Source organism: Halorussus amylolyticus (assembly GCF_004143485.2).
Lineage (GTDB): Archaea > Halobacteriota > Halobacteria > Halobacteriales > Haladaptataceae > Halorussus > Halorussus amylolyticus.
This window is the reverse complement of record NZ_RXOB02000052.1, coordinates 1-20,652: the sequence shown is the minus strand read 5'-3', so window position 1 is coordinate 20,652 and position 20,652 is coordinate 1. Positions and strand designations below refer to the sequence as shown.

Genomic DNA, 20,652 nt, shown 5'->3' with positions numbered 1-20,652 from the left:
AAAAACCGCGTTACTCCTCGTCGGCGTTGGCGTCTTTGATTTCGCTCAGCTTGTCCAGGAGTTCGTCCTGCGAGGCCTCGGAGTCGAACGACACCTTGCCGTCGTGGCTGTGTTCGTGGACGTTGACCGCGGCGTCCTCGTCGATTTCGTTATCCTGGTCCTGCTGTTCGGATTCGTCGTAGCTACCAAAACCCATGTTTAGAGGTTGGGGCGAAGGTAGTAAAACCAACCGATGTAGAGCCAGTCGCGTCTGTCGAATACGCCCTGCGTTCCGCACCACAAAAACTTCAACTATCTACCAACACGTTCGCACTGTGAACCGAATCCCCATCGCCGCGCTCGCCGTCGTCGTTGCGCTTTCGGTAGCCGGATGTACGACCGGCCTGCAAGACGAACCGGACACCACTTCCGAGGTCAGTACCGGCGACGGCCAGTTCACCGCCGAAGTCGTCCCGGAGGCCCCGCCGAACGCGACCGCGGTGAACTACTCCGACGACCGAGTACAGGCGAACGAGTATCTGCGAACGGCCGTGAGCGAGGCCGTGAACGGGTCCGGAAGCGCAGTCGTCACCGTTCCTGCGCGCAACGTCGAGGAGACGAAAGCCGACATTGGGTCGCTGCCGCTCTACACGCTCGAAGAAGTAAGCGGCGAGTACGACTGGGGCCACTACGTCGAGTACGAAGGGACTGCGGTCCGGGTCGTATTCGCTGTCCTCGATTGAAATGCGAATCGCCGAGCGCCGGTTCCCTACCGCTCGTTGACCTCTAACACTCGCCCGGCCGCGATGGTCTGGCCCATGTCGCGCACCGCGAAGCTCCCCAACTCCGGAATCTCCGACGACGGTTCGACGGAGAGCGGTTTCTGCGGTCTGACCGTGATGACCGCGGCGTCTCCCGACTGAATGAAGTCGGGGTTCTCCTCCTCGACTTCGCCGCTCGCGGCGTCGATTTTCTGGTCGAGCGACTCGATGGTGCACGCGACCTGCGCGGTGTGGGCGTGGAACACCGGCGTGTAGCCGTTCGTGATGACCGAGGGGTGTTGCATCACGACGATTTGGGCGCTGAACGTCTCGGCGACGCTCGGCGGGTCGTCTGCCGGGCCGCACACGTCGCCCCGGTGGATGTCGTCCTTGCCGATGCCGCGGACGTTGAAGCCGACGTTGTCACCGGGTTCGGCCTGCGGGACCTCGTCGTGGTGCATCTCGATGGTCTTGACCTCGCCGCTCACGTCCGAGGGCTGGAACGAGACGTTGTCGCCCGTGTTGAGGACGCCGGTCTCGACCCGGCCGACCGGGACGGTCCCGATGCCCGAAATCGTGTACACGTCCTGAATCGGCAGGCGGAGCGGCGCGTCGGTCGGCGTTTCGGTCTCTTCGAGGCTGTTGAGCGCCTCCAGCACGAGGTTGCCGTCGTACCAGTCCATCTGGTCGCTTCGCTCGACGATGTTGTCGCCTTCGAGCGCCGAAATCGGGATGAACTCGGCGTCCTCGGTGTCGAACCGCACCTGATTCAGCAGGTCTTTGACCTCCGAGACCACCTCGCGGTAGCGGTTCTCGTCGTAGTCCACCGCGTCCATCTTGTTGACCGCGACGATGAGTTCGTTGATACCGAGGGTGCGCGCGAGGAAGACGTGTTCCTGAGTCTGGGGCGCGACACCGTCGTCGGCCGCGACGACGAGGACCGCGTTGTCGGCCTGACTCGCGCCCGTAATCATGTTCTTCACGAAGTCGCGGTGGCCCGGCGTGTCCACGATGGTGAAGTAGTACTCGTCGGTCTCGAACTCCTGATGGGCGATGTCGATTGTGACTCCGCGCTCGCGCTCCTCGGCGAGGTTGTCCATCACGTACGCGAACTCGAAGCCGCCCTTGCCCTTCTCCTCGGCTTCCTCGCGGTGCTGTTCGATGACGTGGTCCGGTACGCTCCCCGTCTCGAAGAGGAGTCGTCCGACGAGCGTACTCTTTCCGTGGTCTACGTGGCCGATGATGGCCAAATTCTGGTGTGGCTTGTCTGGCATGGTTTCCCCCACCGTACGACTCTGCTAGTCGGCTTCGAGGACCAATAGCCTTTCCGGCGAGTACGGGTGCAGGCGTTCGGTCGAACGCTCGATTTCGAACACTTACCGAACCTCGGGCGCGCGCCACGCGAGTGCAACGCCTGCGAGTGCGACCGCACCGGCGACCAGAAACGCCGTGTTGTAGCCCGCTCGCGCGATTATCTCGCCGCCGACGATGGGCGCGAGGAACGCACCGGTCATGCCGACGCTCGTCAGCATCGAGAGCGCGGTGGTTCTGACCGCGGCCGAGACGACTTCGACGACGTACGAGTAGAGCAGGCCGATTGCGAGTTGGACGCCGAAGCCCGCGACCACGACGAGCGCGACGATGAAGCCGACTCGCGTGACCGCGACGAATCCCACGACGGCGGGGAGCGCGAGGACGAACGAGAGTATCGCGACCGGGCGGCGCTGTCCGTCGAACAGTTTGTCGGAGACGAGACCGCCGCTCGTGCGCGCGACCACGCCCACCGCGGGGAACAGCGCGGTCAGCAGACCGCCGATTGCGAGCGACACGCCGATTTCCTCGGTCAGATAGCTCGGGAGCCAACTGTTGAGAAACAGGTAGAGCGAGAACGCCAGAAAGCAGAGGCCGTAGAGTGTCCACGCCCCGGCGTTGGTGAACAGCGCCGCGATTTGCTCGCGGTCGGGGTTCGCGGTTTCGATGGCGAAGGCGCCCCCGCGCGTCGAGACGAGAAAGATGCCGACACCGACAACCGCGATGGCGGCGTACGCCGGGAGGACGGCCTCCCACCCGAACGGGTCGGCGATGAGCGGGCTTCCGAACTGACCCACTGCGAATCCGAGCGGCGCGCTCGCGGTGAACACGCCGACTGCGGTGGCGCGCACGTCGGCATCGACCGCCTGCCCGACGAGGTTCGCGCCCGCGTTCCAGAACACGACGTACGAGAAGCCCCCGAGGACGCGCGAGGCGACCAGCCACCAGTACGCGCCAGCAACTGCGGCGAACCAACCCCACGCGCCCGCGACGAGGAGCGCGACCGCGGCGATGCCGATGGCTCGTCGGACGGAGTAGCGGTCGAGCGCGATGCCCACCGGGACGCTCGCGGTGACCGCGGTGGCGTACATCACGCTCACGAGCCACCCCGCCGCGGTCGGGCCGACGTCGAGCGACTCGCGGACGAGCGGGAGGACGCTGGCGGGCGCGATTTCGTACGCGCCCGCCGCTGTCGAGAGGACGAACAGTCCGGCGACGAGACCGACGGTTCGGCGTCGGGAGGCGGCGGTCGCGTCGGCGTCTTCGGTCACGGCTCTCTCTTTTCAGGTCAGGTATAAAATTCCGTGCGTGGCGGAACGCTCTGCACTCGCCCGTCGTCCGTCACCGCTCGCTACCCGCGGTCGTACCGGAATCCGAACTCCCGCTTCAGCGTCGCGTGCCACTCCTCGGGGGTCACGGTGCGCTCGCGCTCGTCGCCCCCGACGTACTCGGTCAGGGTGTCGCTCGACAGTTTTCGGTGCCCCTCCTCGGTCGCGACCGAGACGACGGGGTCGCCCCTGAACGGCGAGTCGGGGTCGCTCTGGAGGTAGTCGTTGGTCGCCTCGAAGTAGTGGAGTTCGCGGGCCACGTCGCTGAACACGTATCGCGTGGACCACTCCTCGTCGCCCGGGTTGCGGTACTCCGAGCGGTAGGTCTCGTCGGGCCGGTCGCTCTCGGCGATTCGCCACTCGACGCCGACCGAATCGGAGTTCGGGGTTCCGTCGAGGGGCGTGGGGCGGCGCATCGTCGGGACGCCCATCCCCACGTCCACGACGTATCGGCGGTCCAGTTCCACGACGTTCGCGTGATGGTTCGCGGGCGGGCGCGCGTCGCCGTCGTCGCCGACGACTCGCGCCGCCACGCGGTCCACGTCGTAGCCGAGGTCGGCCAGCAGGGCGTGAAACAGGCCGTTGAGTTCGAAGCAGTAGCCGCCTCGTCTCCGTTCGACGACCTTCTCGTAGAGGTGCGGTGTCGAGAGTACCACGCCCTCGCCGTCTTTCGCGTCTCCGTCCGCCGCTCGGTCGGCGTAGGGGTCGCCGACGATGGCGAGATTCTCGAACGGAACCCTTGTGACGTGGGCGCGCTGGATGCGTTCGAGCGTCTGCAGGTCGGCCGTCTCGACCGTCTCGGGGTCGACGCCGATGCGTTCGAGGTACGCTTCGGGGTCCGAGCGCGCCCGACGGGCGCGCTCGGACGATTCGGGTGTCATCTCGTTCGGACGTTCCGCTTCTCGTCACTTCACTGTATCCTGTACCTGATTTATGTAGGAAATTCTATCTTTCCTACTCGTAGGCCTCGTCGATGCGCTCGAACTGGGCGTCCGACATCGAAATCTCGCTCGCGCCCAGATTCTCCTCCAGTTGGTCGGTCGTCCGCGCGCCGACGATGGGAATGCACTGGAACTCGCGCTGGTCGGCGAGCCATCGGAGCGACACCTGCGCGGGCGTGGCGTCCACCTCGTCGGCGACCGCCCGAATCGCGTCGAGCACGTCCCACTGGCGGTCGTCGAAGCGGCTTTCCCACTCGTAGAGGTCGCCGCGCGACCCCTCCGGATTCGACCCCTCGCGGTCGTACTTCCCGGTGAGGAAACCGCCTTCGAGGGGAGAGTACGGACACACCGCGAGGTCTTGGTTGGCGCACACGTCGAGGTACTCCGCGACCGGGTCGCGGTAGGCGGCGTTGAACCGAGGTTGCGTGACCTCGAAGCGTTCGAGACCCTCCACGTCGCTGGTCCAGAGCGCCTTGGTCAGCTTCCACGCTGCCATCGAACTCGCGGCGAGGTAGTTCACCTTCCCCTCGCGAACGAGGTCGTGCAGCGTCGAGAGCGTCTCCTCGATGGGAACCCCGTCGTCCCACCGGTGGATGTAGTACACGTCGAGGTACTCGGTGCCGAGGCGGTCGAGCGTGCCCTCGATTTGACTCCGGATGTGCTTCCGGGAGAGACCGCGGTCGTTCGGGCCGTCCGCGAATCCGAAGTACACCTTCGACGCCAGCACGAACTGTTCGCGGTCGTAGTCTGCGAGCCAATCGCCAATCCACTCCTCGGCCGTACCGTTCGGGTCGCCGTAGACGTTCGCGGTGTCGATGAAGTTCCCGCCCGCGTCGGCGTAGGTGTCGAGCAGGCCGTGGGCCGTCTTGCGGTCGGTCTCGACCGTGCCGTTCGATTCCTTGCCGAATCGCCACGTCCCGAAGCAAATTTCCGATACCTTGGTGCCGGTGGACCCGAGTCTGACGTACTCCATGCGTGTGGATTCTGCGTTTTGGTCCTTAGTTCTGTGTGTCGGGATGCGTCGGGAGGACGGCCGGGAGAGTCACCGATACGTCTCGCGCTCCGCGAACCGGACGCGCGTGTCGTCGGATTCGGCCACCAGTTGGGTCCCGGAGTCGTCGGCGACGGCCGTCACGGTGAGGCCCCCGACATCGGTGGATTCGTCCGTCTCGGGAACCGGTGCGGCGTCGACGGGCTCGCCGTCGGTTACGACCGCGACATCGAACCCGTCCTCGGTCGGCACCACTTCGAGGCTCCGGCCGTCGACCTCGGCGCTCGCGAGCGACGGTTCGGAGGTGAACGCCCGGACGGTCTCGCCGCCGTCATCCGGTTCGAGGTCGACCGCGTAGGCGGTGTCGTTGCCCAGTACCTCCCAGCCCGCCCGCTCGACGTGGACCGTCTCGCGCCACCCGACGCCGCCGACCGTGACGTTCCCCTCGCCTCTGAACGCGAGCGTCCGTCTGTCGAGGCCGACGGTCCAGATTTCGCGGTCGTCGCTGGCGACGATGACGCCGGTGACGTTCGTCGGTTCGTCAGCCGCTTCGTCTCCGGTGTCGACGACCAACTCCTGTCCGCTGGTGGCGTTCTCCGCGTAGGTGATCGCGTAGTCCCCGGCCGACACGCCGCCCTCGGGCACCGCGTCGGCGTCGACGACCGTCAGTCCGGCGGGAACGCTCACGGCCGCGGTGAGCGCGGTGAGAACAGCGATGGCGACCACGGCCGCGCCCCGCCACGACGCGAGGGACGGAACTCCGTCGTCGGGCACCAGCGCGACGACGGCGGGGACCGCGAGGACGGCCGCGAAGACGGCCAGTATTCCGGCGTCGTACGCGTTCCCCTCCCCCGACGCGACGAGGCCGACGCCCCCGAGGACCGACCCCGCGACCAGCAACGCGAGCCACGCGACCGCGACCGTTCGGCCCGACGGGAGTCGGTCGAACCGTGCGCTTGGGACCCACAGTCGCCGGTCGTCGCCCGCGACCGCGCTCGCAAGCAGCAGCGCCAGCCCGACGACGAGGACGAGACCGATTCCCCGGTACAGCACGTACGTGTCCTGACTCGGCGTCCAGACGAGGAGCCACAGCGACTGGACCGCACCGATGACGAACACGCTCAGTCCGAGCGTCGCGAACGACGGCTTGCGCCGACGGCGCGACACCACGAGAATCGCGACGATGACTCCGAGCAGGAAGCCGAGCAGGTGCGCTTGGAACGCGATGCCGGCCCAGCCCGGGGGTGACGGCGGAACAGCCTCGACGGTCTCCCGGACCACGGGCTGGGTGAGCGCGTCGAGCGTGACCGACAGGGTCGAGGCCACCACGACCCCGACGACGGACGTGAGCGGCCGCAGGACGGCCGCGAATCCGACGAGTCCGAACACCACGCCCGAGAATCCGAGTCCCGGGCCGAGCGAGAAGACCGCGGTCAGGAGTGCGCCAGCGAACAGCGCCGCCGGGAACGCCACGAACGCCCGAAACCACGGGCGGTCGAGGACGCCGCTCCCGCGGCGGTCGCTCGTCGCGGCGGCCTCCCCATCGGTGGGGAGACCGCGCTGTTTTCCGACTCGGTCCGATTGCGGCCGGTGGCCCCACGCGTACTCGGCGATGGACCCGAATACCAGCGTCGCCGTCATGTTCGAGACGATGTGGGCGGGGCCACCGTGTGCGATTCCCGCGGTGAGTAACCCGGTCGGATAGAAGTACGACCACGTGACGAACGGGAGCACGAGGGGGTCGTTCGGACTCTCGAAGCCGCCCTGAACCCCGAGATAGAACCCGACGACCGCGCTGGCGGTGAGGAGAGTCCCCCACGGAACGCCGTAAAGCAGTCGGTCGCCGAGCGCATCGTACCAGCGACCCCGGCCGTCGACGTACCACGCGCTGGCGAGCAGGACCGCCAGCGCCGTGACAAGGCCGACTCGGGTCGGGGTTATTTCCATACACTTCGAATTCGAACACCACGTCCATCAATAGTTCGGTCGATAGGTCCGTGGGCGGTCTGGGCGCGAAGTCGGGAGGCGAACCTCACACCTTTTAATCTGTGTCGCGACAACGGTTCCCACATGAAAGCCGCAGTCGTCGCAGAATACGGCGAACCACTCGAAATCAGAGACGTGCCAGAACCCGACCCCGACCCCCGCGGCGTGGTGGTCGAAACCGAAGCCTGCGGCATCTGTCGGAGCGACTGGCACGCGTGGCAGGGCCACGGCGAGTGGGCCGACGACCAGGTCCCGAAGGGCCAGATTCTCGGCCACGAGCCAGCGGGCCGGGTCGTCGCGGCGGGCGACCGCGTCGAGCGAATCGCCGAGGGCGACCGCGTGGCGGTCCCGTTCAACCTCGGCCGCGGCGACTGCGAGCACTGCCGGAACGGCCACGGAAACGTCTGCGCGGACGGTCTCGCGCTCGGATTCGAGTCCGACGCGCCCGGCGCGTTCGCCGAGCAAGTCCACGTTCCCTACGCCGACTACAACGCGGTTCACCTCCCGGCGGGCGTCTCGCCGACCGAGATGGCGAGCCTCGGGTGTCGGTTTGCGACCGCGTACCACGCGCTCGCCCACCGCGCCGACCTCACGCCCGGCGACTGGGTGGCGGTTCACGGCTGTGGCGGCGTCGGTCTCTCGGCGGTCCACGTCGCCGACGCGCTCGGCGCGAACGTGATTGCGGTGGACCTCGACGCCGAAAAGCTCCGGAAGGCCGGGGAACTCGGAGCCGACGAGACCATCGACGGCGGAGACGCCGACGTGCCCGCCGAAATCGAAGGTCTGACCGACGGCGGGGCGCACGTCTCTATCGACGCGCTCGGCATCGCCGAGACGTGCCGGAACTCGATTGGGTGTCTCCGCAAGCGGGGCCAGCACGTCCAACTCGGGCTGACGACCGACGCCGAGCGCGGCGAGGTTTCGCTCCCCACCGACGCGATGACGATGAGCGAAATCACGTTCCTCGGGTCGCGCGGGATGCCCCCGACCCGGTACGACGAACTCCTCCGGATGATGGACCGCGGGGTGGTTTCGCCCGCGAAGCTGATTACCGCCGAGGTCGCGCTCGCGGACGTGCCCGACCGACTCGCCGCGATGGACGACTACGGAACTGTGGGTATCGAGGTCGTCACGGAGTTCTAAACCGGCGTTTACGAAAACGTAAACATCACGAGCCGACGTGTCAAAGCTTAACACCACGGACCGAGCAGTGCGAGTCAGCAATGGCTCTCTCGGACCACCGACTCTCCCACGTCCTCGCGAAGTGCGAGACCGACCACGCGCCCGACCCGCGCGTCACCGTCTTCGACGTCAGTGTCGAATCGAAGCCCGACGCCGTCCTGCTCTCGGGCACCGTTCTGACCGACCATCTGAAGGCCCGCGCGGTCGAGGCGGTCGAAGCCGAGACCGGGGTTCCGGTCTCGGCGTCGGACGTGACCGTCCTCGAACGCGATGCTCGCGACCGAACCGTGACCGCGCCGGTCGCTCCGGTTCGGGGGGACCCCGACGAAGACGCCGAGCAGGTCACGCAGGTCCTCTACGGCGCGGCCCTCGTGGGCTACGACTTCGGCGGCGACGATTCGTGGCGGCGCGTCCGAACCCCGGACGGCTACGTCGGGTGGGTCGAGCGCGAGTACCTCGGCGTCCCGTCGGCCATCGACGCCGACGCGGTGGTTGCGGTCGGGAGCCACGACGCCGAGGCCGACCCCGGAACGCTGTACGCTGGCACCGAATGCGAAATCGTGGACCGCGACGACGAGACGGTTCGGGTGGCGTTCCGAACCGGCGTCGAACACGCGCTCCCGGCCGATGTGGTGGCGGAAATTCCGCAATCAATTTCGGGCGAGGAAGTGGTCGAGACCGCCCGTGAGTACCTCGACACCGAGTACGTCTGGGGCGGGATGACCGTCGAGGGCATCGACTGCTCGGGGCTGACGTGGATGGCCTACCGACGTCACGGCGTCACGCTCCCGCGTGACGCCGACCTCCAGCGCCGGATGGGGACGGACGTAGAGCGCGAGGACCTCGAACCGGGCGACCTGCTGTTTTTCCCGGGTCACGTCGCGATGAGTCTCGGCGGCGAGACGTTCGTCCACGCCAACGGAAGCGGCGAGAGAGTGATGGTTAACAGCCTCGATTCCGACGACGACCGGTACAGCGAGCGCCTCGACGAGGGGTTCGAACTGGCGAAGCGGCTGGTGTAGCAGGTGACGGTCGCACCTGAAAGCTATTTCACTCCCGGCCGGACCGCGTTCCGAGGACGTTTATCGGACAACCGTCACTGGCACTGGTGAGTCGCGAAACACCTTCTCCGCCACGTTTCCGACGAAGAGCCGTTCAGCTAACGACCCGCTGTGACTTCCGATGACGACCGCCTCGAAGTCCTCCGCTCGACTGATAATCAGTTTGGCTGGACTTCCCAGCGCAACGTCCGTCGAAATCTCGACACCGTACGACTCAGCCAGGTCACGTGCGCGTTCGAAGATTTCCGACGACCGCTTCTCGGCCGCGTCCTCGACGTCCTCGTCTAGCGTGATACTCGCGGCTTTCCCCATCATCGGTGACGGTCCACCGACGACGTGCAGGACAGTGATGTCCGCATCCGGATGCGTTTCGAGCGCGTATTCGAGCGCGTGCACGGCCATCTCCGAATCGTCCATCGGTACGAGAACGCTGGAAGCCATAGACGGCGTACGTCCGCGATTGGGATAAACACCGTGTCCGTTTCTGACGCTCGGATTCGGTCGGTTTCCGGCCGTTTCCGGTGGTTTCGGATTCCAATTCGTGTCCGAGGATTTTTACGAATTGATTGAGAGTATCTTCATACGAAGCGAGGTTCGTCAAAAGTATGTCCGCACCGAGGCTCACTCCGCTGTCCGACGCGACCGGACTCGACGTCATCGACACCGTCGAGACTCGGCAGTTCTCGCTGTTCACGGACACGCCCGTCGCCCCGACCGAGGGCGACGTGGAGCGGTTCGAGTTCCCGGTCGATATCGTGCGCCGGATTCGGGCCGAGCGCCTCTCGTTCGCCTACATGGTACCGATGGAGGTGCGGACGCCGGACGGCGACCACATCGAATCGGTGGACCTACCGACGACGGCAGACTTCCCGGCCGACGACTACCTGCTCGAACTCCACGCCCCCATCAAAATCTACCTCCGAGTCGAGGCCGGAATGGCTATCGACACGACCGACGACAGCGTGGAAATCGAGTTCGACCGCGAGGCCGAAATCGCGGTCGGCGCGCGGTCGTACCACAGTTCGCCCGCGGGGACGATTACCGTCACCGACGACCCCGAGACGATGATGCAAGCCGTCTCGGCGTTTCCCTCGGCGCTCAAGACGACGTCGCCCGAGCGGGCGTGGCCGACCCTGCGCGGCCATCCGCCGCGAATCGAACTGGGCGACGAACTCTCGATTCCCGACGAGTTCGAGGTGCCGGACACCGGGACGACGATTTCGATTCCGCCGGAGTACGGCCACGTCTACACGGTCGCGCCGCTTTCGTACTACCTCGGCGCGGAAGTGGTGCCGGGCGAGACGGCTCGGCTGACCGCCGTATCCGGCGTCTCGCACCACCTCGGCGACGACGTGTTCGAAGTCGGCGAGTCGGTCGAAGCGATTCTGAAGCGCGTGCTGATTCTCGACTGTGCGGTCAGGACCGAGGGGCTGTATCCGGACGACCTCCACGAGCGCGACGTGTTGGAGTCCCGGACCGACCTCGACTTCGCGGCGCTCTACGACACCCCGCCAGCGGAGCGGCTCGCGACGTACCTCGCGGTGTCCGACGACGCAATCGAGGCGGTGGAGTCGCCGTGGCACCGCGTGACCCACGTCCGGCCGACCGCCGACGCGGTCGAACTCCTGCCGTACATCGTCAACGACCTCTCGCTCGTCCGGGCGAAGCCGGAGCGCGACGAACCCCGCGAACCCAGTCCGGTCCAGCAGGAGACCGGTGAGGCGCTCGACTCGTTCGTCCGGCGGGCGTCCGCGGGCGGCGACGAGGATTTTCTGCGGTCGGCCCGGACTCCGACTCCGACGGACACCCCGCAAGCGGGCGATACCCGGCGGTCGGTCACGCGCCGGGACGGAAGCGACGGCGACGAGACCCAAACGGACGCCGACGACTCGCCTCGCGGCGTCCCGGGCGAAGGCGGCTACATCCCGCTTCCGGAGACCGACGCGCTTGAACAGGCGTGGGTCGGCGACCGAACCCCGATTCAGGGCACGAAGCTCCTCCGGGAGGCGTTCGAACACGACCGGACGACCGCCGAGGACGGACGCGTCGAAATCACGGTGGTCTGCAACGACGCCGAGATGCGCGACGAACTCGACTCGGCCGCCGAAATCTACGGCAATCGGGACGACCTGCGGACCGACGTGACCTGCGAGTTCGAGGTCACGACCGACCGCCTCCGGGACCTGTTCGCCCGCGAGAGCGACATGTTCCACTTCATCGGCCACATCGACGGCGTCGGCTTCCAGTGTTCGGACGGCGTCCTCGACGCCGCGACCCTCGACGAGACGGGCGCGAAGACCGTCCTCCTGAACGGGTGTCGCTCGCACGACCAAGGCGTCGAACTGGTGAAGAACGGGGCGAGCGCCGCCGTCGTGAGTCTCGCGGACCTGTGGAACTCGGGTGCGGTGGAAGTCGGCGAGACGCTGGCGAGATTGTTGTCCTTCGGATTCGGAATTGGAACTGCGATTGAAATCGTCCGTGAGTACACGTCACTCGGAAATCAGTACGTGGTGCTTGGCGACCCCGGAACGATATTCGCTCAGTGTGTGAGCGATATGCCGACGATGCATCACATTCCGGATCCAAGCAAATATTCACAGGATACTGGGAAATTCCGGGTTGAGTTGCATGCCTATACTATGCGGGCCTATGGGATTGGTTCTACTGTTCGATCACATTTGACTGGCATCACCGGCCATCACATCGCTATTGGGCGTTGCGGAGTGGGAGATGTCGATGTAGAACTACTCTACGAAACACTTGAGGACGACGGCGCACCTCTTATTATTGGGAGCCGGCTAATTTGGAGTAATAAGTGGTTTGGCCAACTCAAAACTAGGGGCCTGCTTTAGTAGTCGCCTGCGTCGCAACCACAGACCCACTTTCCGCTAGCAACAGCATAATCGTCCAGAGAATACCCATCATTTTCGGATTGTCCGCGAGCCATTCAGCGACTGTGGTGTTTTCCATCGCGAGCAATCATACGTAAACTGTCAATTTCTATTTTTCTAAAGCTTACTTAGGTGAAAAATACGATTAGAACCTGAATTCACCTTCGATTCGTATCAACCTCCTACAAAACCTTATTTTTATGGGCCGTCGTTCTTCCGTTCACTATTTCTCCTCGGCTTCTTCTAAGAGAAAAAATTTATAAAAGAAAAGAATATAGTGTGAAATACAATACCATATGACGACGGACTACCCCACTGCGCGGGGCGACGACGACTTCCCGCCCGACGACCTCTCGCTGTTTGTCAGCCTGCTGAATAGATTGAAATCGACCGGCTGTAGTCTGCTCGTCGTCGGGGACGAACCGCGCGAACTGTTCACCCGCGCGAGCGGCCACCTGTTCGGCGACTCAGAGGCGCTTCGTCACCGGATTCTCGCCGTGACCGACGCCACCGCCGAGAGCATCGCCGAGCGCCTTCCCGACCCCGAGGAGACGCCCCGGCCGCTGACCGACACGGCTCACATCCTGAACCACACCGGCGCGCCGCGGTCGGTCACGACCGCGACCGACCCCACCACGCCGCCCGCCCTCACCGGGATTCGGGAGACGTGTATCGCCGACCCCGAGCTACAGGGTCTCGAATCCGCGCTCGTCGAGGCGATTCGACGCGTCGACGGCCGCGCCGACCACCTCCAGCCCTCGGACCTCCGGGTCGGAGTCGATTCGCTCGGACCGCTCGTCGGCCACTACGAGATGGACGTCGTTCGCCGGTGTCTCGACGCGGTCGGCTCGCACGTCCGCGACCACTCCGGAATGGCCCACTACACCCTCGCCAACGCCTACGACGACGAGGACGTGCAGGCGCTCGTTCCGCACGTCGATGCCGTCATCGAACTCCGGTCGGTGGACCCCGAGGAGTGGGGTCACGACGCCGAACAGCGCTGGCACGTCCCCCGGCGCGACATCACGACCGAGTGGACCCAACTGTAGCTCCGTCGTCACGACTCTCGTCGCGACCCCGCGGTAGTCCGTCGTCGGGGCTCGCGCGGATTTCTTCCCTGCTTTTATTTTCTCCATCCCTTCCTCGTTTTCCCGCCGTCGCTTCTGTCCTCTCTGTCGCCCCTCCCGCCTTTTCTCTCGGCTTTCCCGTTTCCTCCGAGTTCCCGATTCCTCCGCCACCCTATCATACGTGGGTGTCCTGTTTTACTCCCCTACCGACCACACTGAAATATGAATCTGCGGAGCGCATTCGACCCGCCAGTCCCGGCCGTCGTTCTCGCCGAAGGCGAGTTCGGAACCCCGGAAGGAAAGACCGCGAACGGCGTCGTGATGCACAGCGAACTGTTCGACGCGCGGGCGGTGGTCGATTCCACCCGAGTGAACGCCCGAGCGGGCGAGATTCTCGACCACCCCGGAGCCACCACCGTCCCGGTGGTCGAGTCGGTCGCGGACGCCCTCGACGCCGTACCCGAGGCCGAGGCGCTCGTCCTCGGGGTCGCGCCAGCGGGCGGGGCACTCCCCGACTCGTGGAAGGCCGACATCCGGGACGCGATGGCCGCGGGATGCGACGTGGTCTCGGGGCTTCACGTCTTCTTGAACGAGCGCGACGAGTGGCGGACCCTCGCCGACGACCACGGCGTGCGACTCTTCGACGTGCGAAAGCCGCCCGCTGAGGAGGACCTCCGGGTGGGCGACGGCCGGGTGGACGACGCCGACGCGACGGTCGTCCTCACCCTCGGCACCGACTGCGCCGTGGGCAAGCGAACCACGACGTTCGAACTCTACAAAGCCGCCCGAGATGCGGGCTACGACGCCGGATGGGTCGCCACCGGCCAGACCGGTCTCATGGTGGGCGCTCACCGCGGGGTCGTCGTGGACCGCGTGCCCGCCGACTTCACCGCGGGCGCGGTCGAAGACCTCGTGAGCGAAGTCGCCGAGACTCACGACCTCGTGTTCGTGGAGGGCCAAGCCGCGCTCTCCCACCGGGCGTACTCGGGCGTGACACTCTCCATCCTCCACGGCGCGTGGCCCGACGCGGTCGTCCTCGCCGACGACCCCGACCGCGACTCGCGCGCCCACTTCGACCAGTTCGGTCTCGAATCCCCTGACGACGAAGCCGCGCTCGTCGAATCTCTCTCCGACGCCGCGGTCGCCGGAATCTCGACGTGGGGCGACCCCGGCGACTACGACCGCCCGGCCGCGAACGTCTACCACGAGGGGGGTCCCGAACGCCTGCTCGAAACGGTCGAGGAGGTGACCGGCCTGTGACGAAAATCGTACGCGCGACGGTCGAACCGCTCGACCTCGAACTGAGTGCCCCCTTCGAAATCGCGCTCGGTACGCGCCACGAGGCCAAGAACGTCCTCGTCCGAATCGAGACCGAGGGCGGTGCGGTCGGCCACGGCGAAGGCTCGCCGCTTCCGCCGGTCACGGGCGAGACGCAGGCCGCCGCGGTCGAGACGGCCCGCGCCGCCACCGACCTGCTCGACGGTCGCGAAATCGCCGACTACCGCTCGCTCGTGGGTGAGGTTCGGGCGGCGTTCCCCGGCATGGTGTCGGCGCTGTTCGCGGTCGAAACCGCGATACTCGACGCCTACTGTCGGGAGCGCGAAATCCCGCTCTCGGAACTCTTCGGTGGCTCGCCCGAGACGGTCGAGACAGACCTCACCATTCCCATCGTGGACGCCGACGCCGCGCGTTCGCGCGCGGCGTCGGCCGCAGACGCGGGCTTCTCGCACATCAAGGTCAAGACCGGCGACCCGGTCCCGGCGGCGGTCGCTCGGGTCGCGGCCGTCCGCGACGCCGCGCCCGACGCCCACCTCAAGGTGGACGCGAATCAGGGCTGGACACCGAAAGAGACCGAGCGATTCGTCCGCGAGGCCCGCGAGGCAGGCGTCGAACTCGACCTCCTCGAACAGCCGGTTCCGAAGGCCGACCTCGCGGGACTCGCTCGGGTCAGAGACCGGGTCTCGGTTCCGGTCGCCGCCGACGAGGCGGTGTTCACGCCCGAGGACGCGATGGCGGTCGTCCGGGCCGACGCCGCCGACGTTCTCAACGCCAAACTCGGCAAGTCGGGACCGCTCGCGGTCGCCGACATCGCGGCGGTCGCCGACGCCGCGAACCTCGAACTCATGGTCGGATGCATGCTCGAAAGCGCAATCGGCATCCACACGAGCGCCCACGTCGTCGCGGGTCTCGGCCGCTTCGACTACGTGGACTTGGACGGGAACCGACTCCTCGCCGAGGACGTGGTAGACGACGCGGGAGACGGCCCGGAAATCGACACGTCTGGCCCTGGACACGGCGTGAATCCATCGAATCACGTTCCGAGAAGCAAATACTGAAGTGTGTTGTCTCATGTCATTATAACCAATGAGCGTAACCCGCGTCTCCGACACCGTTGACGGCGATGTATCGTACAAACAGGTGGACCTCCACCTCTGGCACACCAACTGCTGGATGCTGGAGGTGACCGACGACCTCCCCGACACCCACATCCTCGAAAAGTCGCTGTACCCGACCGACGAACAGGTCAAGGCCGACCTGCTGTTGGTCTCCGACGGCGAGGTGTCGATTGCGGAGTTCATGGAGGCGATAGACGACCACCGCGCGGTGGACGAGGTCGCGGTGCTGAAACAGTCCGAGGAGCGTGCCCGGGCCGTCGTCAACTACGACCGCGACACCAGCATCGTCCCCGACATCGTGAACTCCGAGTTCATGCCGGTTGAACCCGTCTACATCACGGGCGGGGTCGAGTACTGGACCGTGCTGGTGAAAGCCGACAGACTCGGCGAGGTGGTCGAGTCGATGCGCGCGGAGTACGACGTTGACATCGACGCCATCCACCAGGCCGACCCGAAGGACAACGTCGAGTTCGCCGACTTCGTGGACCAGGTGTTCGACCGCCTCTCCGAACGCCAGACCGAGAGCCTGATGGAAGCCCAGAAAATCGGCTACTACAACTGGCCCCGCGACGTGTCGGCCAACGAGGTCGCCGACCGACTCGACGTGAGCAGTCCCACCGTTCTCGAACACCTCCGGAAGGGCGAGCAGAAGGTGCTGAACCTCTTTCTCGACAAACTCGGCAAGCGGAAGGGGCAGTACCGATGACCGCCTCGTCCGCCGACGAATTTTCTATCGCCGACGTGCTCGACGTCGAGTACCCCGGCGCACCCGAATGGTCGGCCGACGGCCGGTTCGTCGCCGCCACCGTGTACGAGGACGACGGCAACGCCCTGCTCGTGGCCGACGCAGACGGGACCGACTCGTGGCGCATCTCGGCGTCGAGAGACGCCGAGATGCGCGAACGCGACGGACTCCGAACCGACACCCGAACTCCTGAGGGCCACGTCACCGGATTCGAGTGGGGTCCGGAATCGCGGCCTGCCGACCTCCTCGTGACGACCGACGCGGGCGAGACCTTCCGAGCGAATCCCGACGACCGGACCCTCCGACTCGTCGCGCGCTCGCCAGCAGGCGAATCGAATCACGAGTGGTCGCCCTCGGGCGACCGTGTCGCGTTCTACCGCGAGGGCCGAGTCCGGGTCCGCGACCCGGACTCGGGCACCGAGCGCGAACTCGACGTTCCCGCCAACGACGCCTTCTTACCGACCGGTCGGATGCTCGCGTGGGCCGACGACGCGACCCTCGCGTTCTCGTTCACCGACCGCGAGACCCGGCAGGTCGGGGTCGCCGACGCCGACTCGGGCGACCTGTTGTGGCGTACCGAGGGGACCGACTCGTCGTCCAACCCCGCGTTCCTCGGCGACGGCCGCCTCGTCTTCGAGCGCATCGCGGACGGGCGGACCGTCCGGTCGATTCTCGTGGCCGACCTCGACTCCGGGGCGACGACCGAACTCCTCCGCGAGGACGACGAGAAGGGCGTCGTCTCCGGGGGCGCGCCCACCGTCTCACCGGCGGGCGACCGCCTCGCAATCGCGCTCCCGCTCGACGGGTGGGACCACGTCTACCTGCTCGACCCCGATTCGGGCGAGCGCAGACAACTCACGTCAGGCGAGTTCGAGGACAAGGGCCTCGCGGGGTCGTCGCCTCAGTGGGCCGACGACGACACGCTCCTCGTCGCGTCGAATCGGCGTGACCTCGGCCAGCGCCATATTTTCGCCATCGATACGGAGACGGGCGAGGAGACGCCCGTCGTGACTTCGCAGGGCACCAACGTCCACCCGAAGCCCTCTCCGTCGGGCGACCGAGTCGCGTACGTCCACGCCGACCGCGACCGGTCGGCCGAGGTTCGGGTGCAGTCGCTCGGGGACGGGCCGGACGCCGCGGCGTCCGGCCCGTCCGATACGGATTCGGCTCCGACTCGACTCACCGAGTCCGGCGTCGAGGAGTGGCCCGTCGAACCGATTCCGCCGAAGCACGTCACCTTCGAGAGCTTCGGCGTTGACGGGCGAAGCCCGTCAGCTCGGGAGACGGAGTCTCGCGGTGGAACCGAGATTTCGGGCTATCTCGTGGACCCCCGAGACACGGACGCGGTGGCAGACGACGCCGAGAATCTGCCGAGCGTGGTGTGGGTCCACGGCGGCCCGATGCGCCAGATGCGCGACGGCTGGCACCCCGGCCGGTCGTACAGCCTCCCCTACGCCTTCCACCAGTACCTCGCCCGGAAGGGGTACGTCGGCCTGCTCGTCAACTACCGGGGCGGCATCGGCTACGGCAAGGCGTTCCGGCAGGCCATCTCGGGGGCGTACGGCCGCGACGAGATGGCCGACGTGGTGGCGGCCGCAGAGTTCCTTCGAGACCGCGCGTTCACCTCCGAGTCGGTGGGTCTGTGGGGTCTCTCGTACGGCGGCTACGCCGCGCTCCAGATTCTCGGCACCCACCCCGACGCGTTCGACGTGGGCGTGAACCTCGCGGGTCTCGCCGACCTCGAACTGTACGGCGAGTGGGCCCACGAGACAAAGTTCCCCGCTGTCGAGTCGTCGCGCGAGGCGTTCCTCGGCGGAACGAAGTGGGAAGCGGCCGACGAGTGGGCCGCCGCGACGCCGAAGAACCACTTCGAGAACTACGAGGCTCCGCTCTACAACTTCCACGGCACGGGCGACAGCTACGTCAACTTCGAGCAGTTGGACGCCGTCATCGACGGGATGCTCGAACACGGCAACGAGTACGAGGCCGAGTACTACCCCGGCGAGAACCACGTCTTCTCGAAGCGCGCGACCTGGGAGCGCACCTTCCGGAAAATCGAGCGGGCGTTCTGCGACCACCTCCGATAAGTCGGCCGTACTCTCGGTTGTACTCGGACGCTACTTTCGATACGCTGCTCAAATCTATGTGCGAGGACGTGGGACTGGGACGCATGGGGGACGAACGTTCACGACGAAGCGTTCTGCGAGGCGGGGTGGCCGCGCTGGGACTCGCGACGCTCTCGGGTCGCTCGGTCGCCGCGACCACCGACCTGTCGAACTCGCTCCGAATCGAGAGCGAGGGCGGCGGCGTCGCGGCCTACGAGTTCACCGTTAGCGGGTCGATTCGGCAGGACGACACCGGCGACCAAGTAAGCGGAAACCGTGCCTACGGCCACGTCGGACCCGACAGGGGGACCGACTCGTTTTCGTACTCCGGGGAGATTACGGGTCTCGTTCTCACCGGTCCAGCGACCGCGTACCGAGACGGTTTCAGGCTGTACCCCGGACTGTATCCGGCACCCGACGACTGCGTCACCGCCGCTCACTTCCCGCACGGCGGGGGGACGAAGCGACTCCGCATCGAGAGCGACGGCGGCGGCTTCGCGGCCTACGAGTTCGCGGCGTCCGAATCGCTTCGGCAGGTCGATTCGGGCGACCACGTCTCGGGCACGCACGCCTACGGCCACGTGGGTCCCAAAAGGGGCACCGACGAGTTCGAGTACGCCGGAAACGTGACCCGATTCAGGCTCGCGGGACCCGCGACGGTCTCGGTCGATGGGGCCGAGGTGACGCCGCCGCAGGGGGGCGAGCGCGCCGTCTTCCGCGCGAATCCGAAGCGAGAAATCACGGTGACGTCCGAAACGACCGTCGTGTTCGAGGCGCTCGCGCGCGGCTACCGGGGCCAGTTCGCGTCGGAAGCGTGGTACGTCGATGGGGAGCTTCGGTACGGTCCCGACATCTTCTACGAACAGCTCACCGGCGGGGGACGGTGTGCGTTCACGCAATCGTTCGAATCGACCGGAACCCACCGCGTCGAAGCCGAAATCTACGACGAGGGCGACTCGCCCGACGACGGCGCGACCCCTATCGGCACGACCGACTGGGTGGTCGAGGTCGGTTCGGGCGGGAACAGACCGCCGACGGTCGAGCGGGTCGCGCCGAGCGCGAAGACGATAACGGCCTCGTGGGACTCGCCCGACCGGAGGACGTTCGAGGTGTCGGCGAGCGACCCGGACGGCAGACTCGACCGGGTGGTGTGGTGGCTGAGTCAGTGCGACGCAGTCGTCGATGTGTCGCCGGTCGCGGGGTCGAGCGACACCGCGAGCGTCTCGTTCGCGCCCGAGGTCGGGTGTCCGTTCGGCGCGTGGGCGATAGACGAACACGGCGCGATGTCGGAACTCGCGTGGTGGAACGTCGAGGAAAGCTGAACCGCTACCGGAGCGCCCGCACGAACGCGTCCTGTCGGTCGCGGGCGGCGTCGGCTTCGACCGTCAGCCCGCCGAAGATGACCGAGAACACCACGTCCGGGCCGCCTTCTTTGCGGACGATTCCCGAGAGCGCGCTGGTGCCGGTGATGGTCCCGGTCTTGGCGCGAACGCCCGGAACGTCATCCAGTCTGGTTTCGAGCGTGCCCTCGCTCGACGCGGGGAGCGACTCGAAGAAGTCGTCGGCCCACGCTCGCTCACGCACCCACTCGAGCAGAACCACGAGTGCGCGTGCGGGGACGACGTTGTACCGCGAGAGGCCCGACCCGTCTCGGACTCGACACGACTCGACGCCGAGCGAGTCGAGGAAGTCCGTCGTTATCGTCTCCCACGCCTCCCACGAGCCGTCTCCGGTCCGCTCGCTCGCGACGGTGCGCGCGAGTTGTTCGGCGATGAAGTTGTCCGAGGGGACGTTCATCTGCCGGAGCAGGTCCGAGACGGGAGCCGACTCGACGCTCGCCGAGAACGCCGAACCGGAAGCGACCTCCGGGTCGCGAACGACCCGGAGGTCGCCGCCGACCGCGACGCC

Annotated in this window: 19 protein-coding genes; 10 read left to right on the top strand and 9 right to left on the bottom strand. The window is 66.5% G+C overall.

Annotated elements, in window-relative coordinates:
• Positions 1-10 precede the first annotated feature (10 nt).
• Complete coding sequence (locus EKH81_RS19075) at positions 11-196, bottom strand: DUF5786 family protein (RefSeq protein ID WP_132058860.1); 186 nt, start codon at positions 194-196, stop codon at positions 11-13.
• A gap of 118 nt (positions 197-314) precedes the next feature.
• Here EKH81_RS19075 and EKH81_RS19070 point away from each other — a divergent pair, with 118 nt between their 5' ends.
• Entirely contained in the window at positions 315-722 is a 408-nt protein-coding gene (locus EKH81_RS19070; protein WP_132058859.1) for a hypothetical protein, read from the top strand.
• A gap of 26 nt (positions 723-748) precedes the next feature.
• Here EKH81_RS19070 and tuf read toward each other — a convergent pair whose 3' ends face one another.
• The 5 genes from tuf to EKH81_RS19045 form a co-directional block, all read right to left on the bottom strand.
• On the bottom strand, positions 749-2,014 hold the full coding sequence (gene tuf / locus EKH81_RS19065) for a translation elongation factor EF-1 subunit alpha (protein WP_132058858.1): 1,266 nt from the start codon (positions 2,012-2,014) through the stop codon (positions 749-751).
• Between the two features lie 102 nt (positions 2,015-2,116).
• Entirely contained in the window at positions 2,117-3,322 is a 1,206-nt protein-coding gene (locus EKH81_RS19060) for an MFS transporter (protein WP_132058857.1), read from the bottom strand.
• Positions 3,323-3,402: 80 nt separating this feature from the next.
• Positions 3,403-4,260 carry an arylamine N-acetyltransferase family protein gene (locus EKH81_RS19055; protein ID WP_132058856.1) on the bottom strand — a complete coding sequence of 286 codons (858 nt, stop codon included), beginning with the start codon at positions 4,258-4,260 and terminating at the stop codon, positions 3,403-3,405.
• A gap of 73 nt (positions 4,261-4,333) precedes the next feature.
• Complete coding sequence (locus EKH81_RS19050) at positions 4,334-5,293, bottom strand: aldo/keto reductase (protein WP_132058855.1); 960 nt, start codon at positions 5,291-5,293, stop codon at positions 4,334-4,336.
• A 69-nt stretch (positions 5,294-5,362) separates the two neighbouring features.
• Positions 5,363-7,258, bottom strand: a complete 1,896-nt coding sequence (locus tag EKH81_RS19045; protein WP_132058854.1) for a rhomboid family intramembrane serine protease — start codon at positions 7,256-7,258, stop codon at positions 5,363-5,365.
• Between the two features lie 123 nt (positions 7,259-7,381).
• Here EKH81_RS19045 and EKH81_RS19040 point away from each other — a divergent pair, with 123 nt between their 5' ends.
• Together EKH81_RS19040 and EKH81_RS19035 are read left to right on the top strand one after the other, a co-directional pair.
• Positions 7,382-8,440 (top strand): zinc-dependent alcohol dehydrogenase family protein, encoded by a 1,059-nt coding sequence (locus tag EKH81_RS19040; protein WP_132058853.1) that lies wholly within the window; start codon positions 7,382-7,384, stop codon positions 8,438-8,440.
• 80 nt (positions 8,441-8,520) lie between these two features.
• Entirely contained in the window at positions 8,521-9,501 is a 981-nt protein-coding gene (locus EKH81_RS19035) for an NlpC/P60 family protein (RefSeq protein WP_132058852.1), read from the top strand.
• A 60-nt stretch (positions 9,502-9,561) separates the two neighbouring features.
• Here EKH81_RS19035 and EKH81_RS19030 read toward each other — a convergent pair whose 3' ends face one another.
• The gene (locus EKH81_RS19030) at positions 9,562-9,981 is read right to left on the bottom strand and encodes a universal stress protein (RefSeq protein WP_132058851.1); all 420 of its coding nucleotides are present in this window, start codon (positions 9,979-9,981) and stop codon (positions 9,562-9,564) included.
• Positions 9,982-10,145: 164 nt separating this feature from the next.
• Between EKH81_RS19030 and EKH81_RS19025 the strand changes: the two genes are divergently transcribed.
• Positions 10,146-12,392, top strand: a complete 2,247-nt coding sequence (locus EKH81_RS19025) for a hypothetical protein (RefSeq protein ID WP_132058850.1) — start codon at positions 10,146-10,148, stop codon at positions 12,390-12,392.
• Here EKH81_RS19025 and EKH81_RS20010 read toward each other — a convergent pair.
• Complete coding sequence (locus EKH81_RS20010) at positions 12,376-12,462, bottom strand: DUF7503 family protein (RefSeq protein ID WP_449405113.1); 87 nt, start codon at positions 12,460-12,462, stop codon at positions 12,376-12,378. The two genes, EKH81_RS19025 and EKH81_RS20010, sit on opposite strands and share 17 nt — an antisense overlap.
• Positions 12,463-12,727: 265 nt before the next feature.
• On the opposite strand from EKH81_RS20010, the gene EKH81_RS19020 reads away from it, so the two are divergent.
• From EKH81_RS19020 to EKH81_RS18995, 6 genes are all read left to right on the top strand, one after another.
• Positions 12,728-13,480 (top strand): DUF7504 family protein, encoded by a 753-nt coding sequence (locus EKH81_RS19020; protein WP_132058849.1) that lies wholly within the window; start codon positions 12,728-12,730, stop codon positions 13,478-13,480.
• Between the two features lie 240 nt (positions 13,481-13,720).
• Complete coding sequence (locus tag EKH81_RS19015) at positions 13,721-14,758, top strand: N-acetyltransferase DgcN family protein (protein WP_132058848.1); 1,038 nt, start codon at positions 13,721-13,723, stop codon at positions 14,756-14,758.
• Positions 14,755-15,834 (top strand): dipeptide epimerase, encoded by a 1,080-nt coding sequence (locus EKH81_RS19010; protein WP_132058847.1) that lies wholly within the window; start codon positions 14,755-14,757, stop codon positions 15,832-15,834. The genes EKH81_RS19015 and EKH81_RS19010 overlap by 4 nt, the downstream gene beginning before the upstream one ends.
• Positions 15,835-15,862: 28 nt before the next feature.
• Positions 15,863-16,600 carry a helix-turn-helix domain-containing protein gene (locus EKH81_RS19005; protein ID WP_132058846.1) on the top strand — a complete coding sequence of 246 codons (738 nt, stop codon included), beginning with the start codon at positions 15,863-15,865 and terminating at the stop codon, positions 16,598-16,600.
• Positions 16,597-18,726, top strand: a complete 2,130-nt coding sequence (locus tag EKH81_RS19000; RefSeq protein ID WP_132058845.1) for a S9 family peptidase — start codon at positions 16,597-16,599, stop codon at positions 18,724-18,726. The genes EKH81_RS19005 and EKH81_RS19000 overlap by 4 nt, the downstream gene beginning before the upstream one ends.
• Before the next feature lie 83 nt (positions 18,727-18,809).
• Positions 18,810-20,066 carry a hypothetical protein gene (locus tag EKH81_RS18995; protein WP_132058844.1) on the top strand — a complete coding sequence of 419 codons (1,257 nt, stop codon included), beginning with the start codon at positions 18,810-18,812 and terminating at the stop codon, positions 20,064-20,066.
• A gap of 4 nt (positions 20,067-20,070) precedes the next feature.
• Here EKH81_RS18995 and EKH81_RS18990 read toward each other — a convergent pair.
• The coding region (locus EKH81_RS18990) for a D-alanyl-D-alanine carboxypeptidase (protein WP_202935223.1) at positions 20,071-20,652 on the bottom strand (582 nt) is incomplete at its 5' end.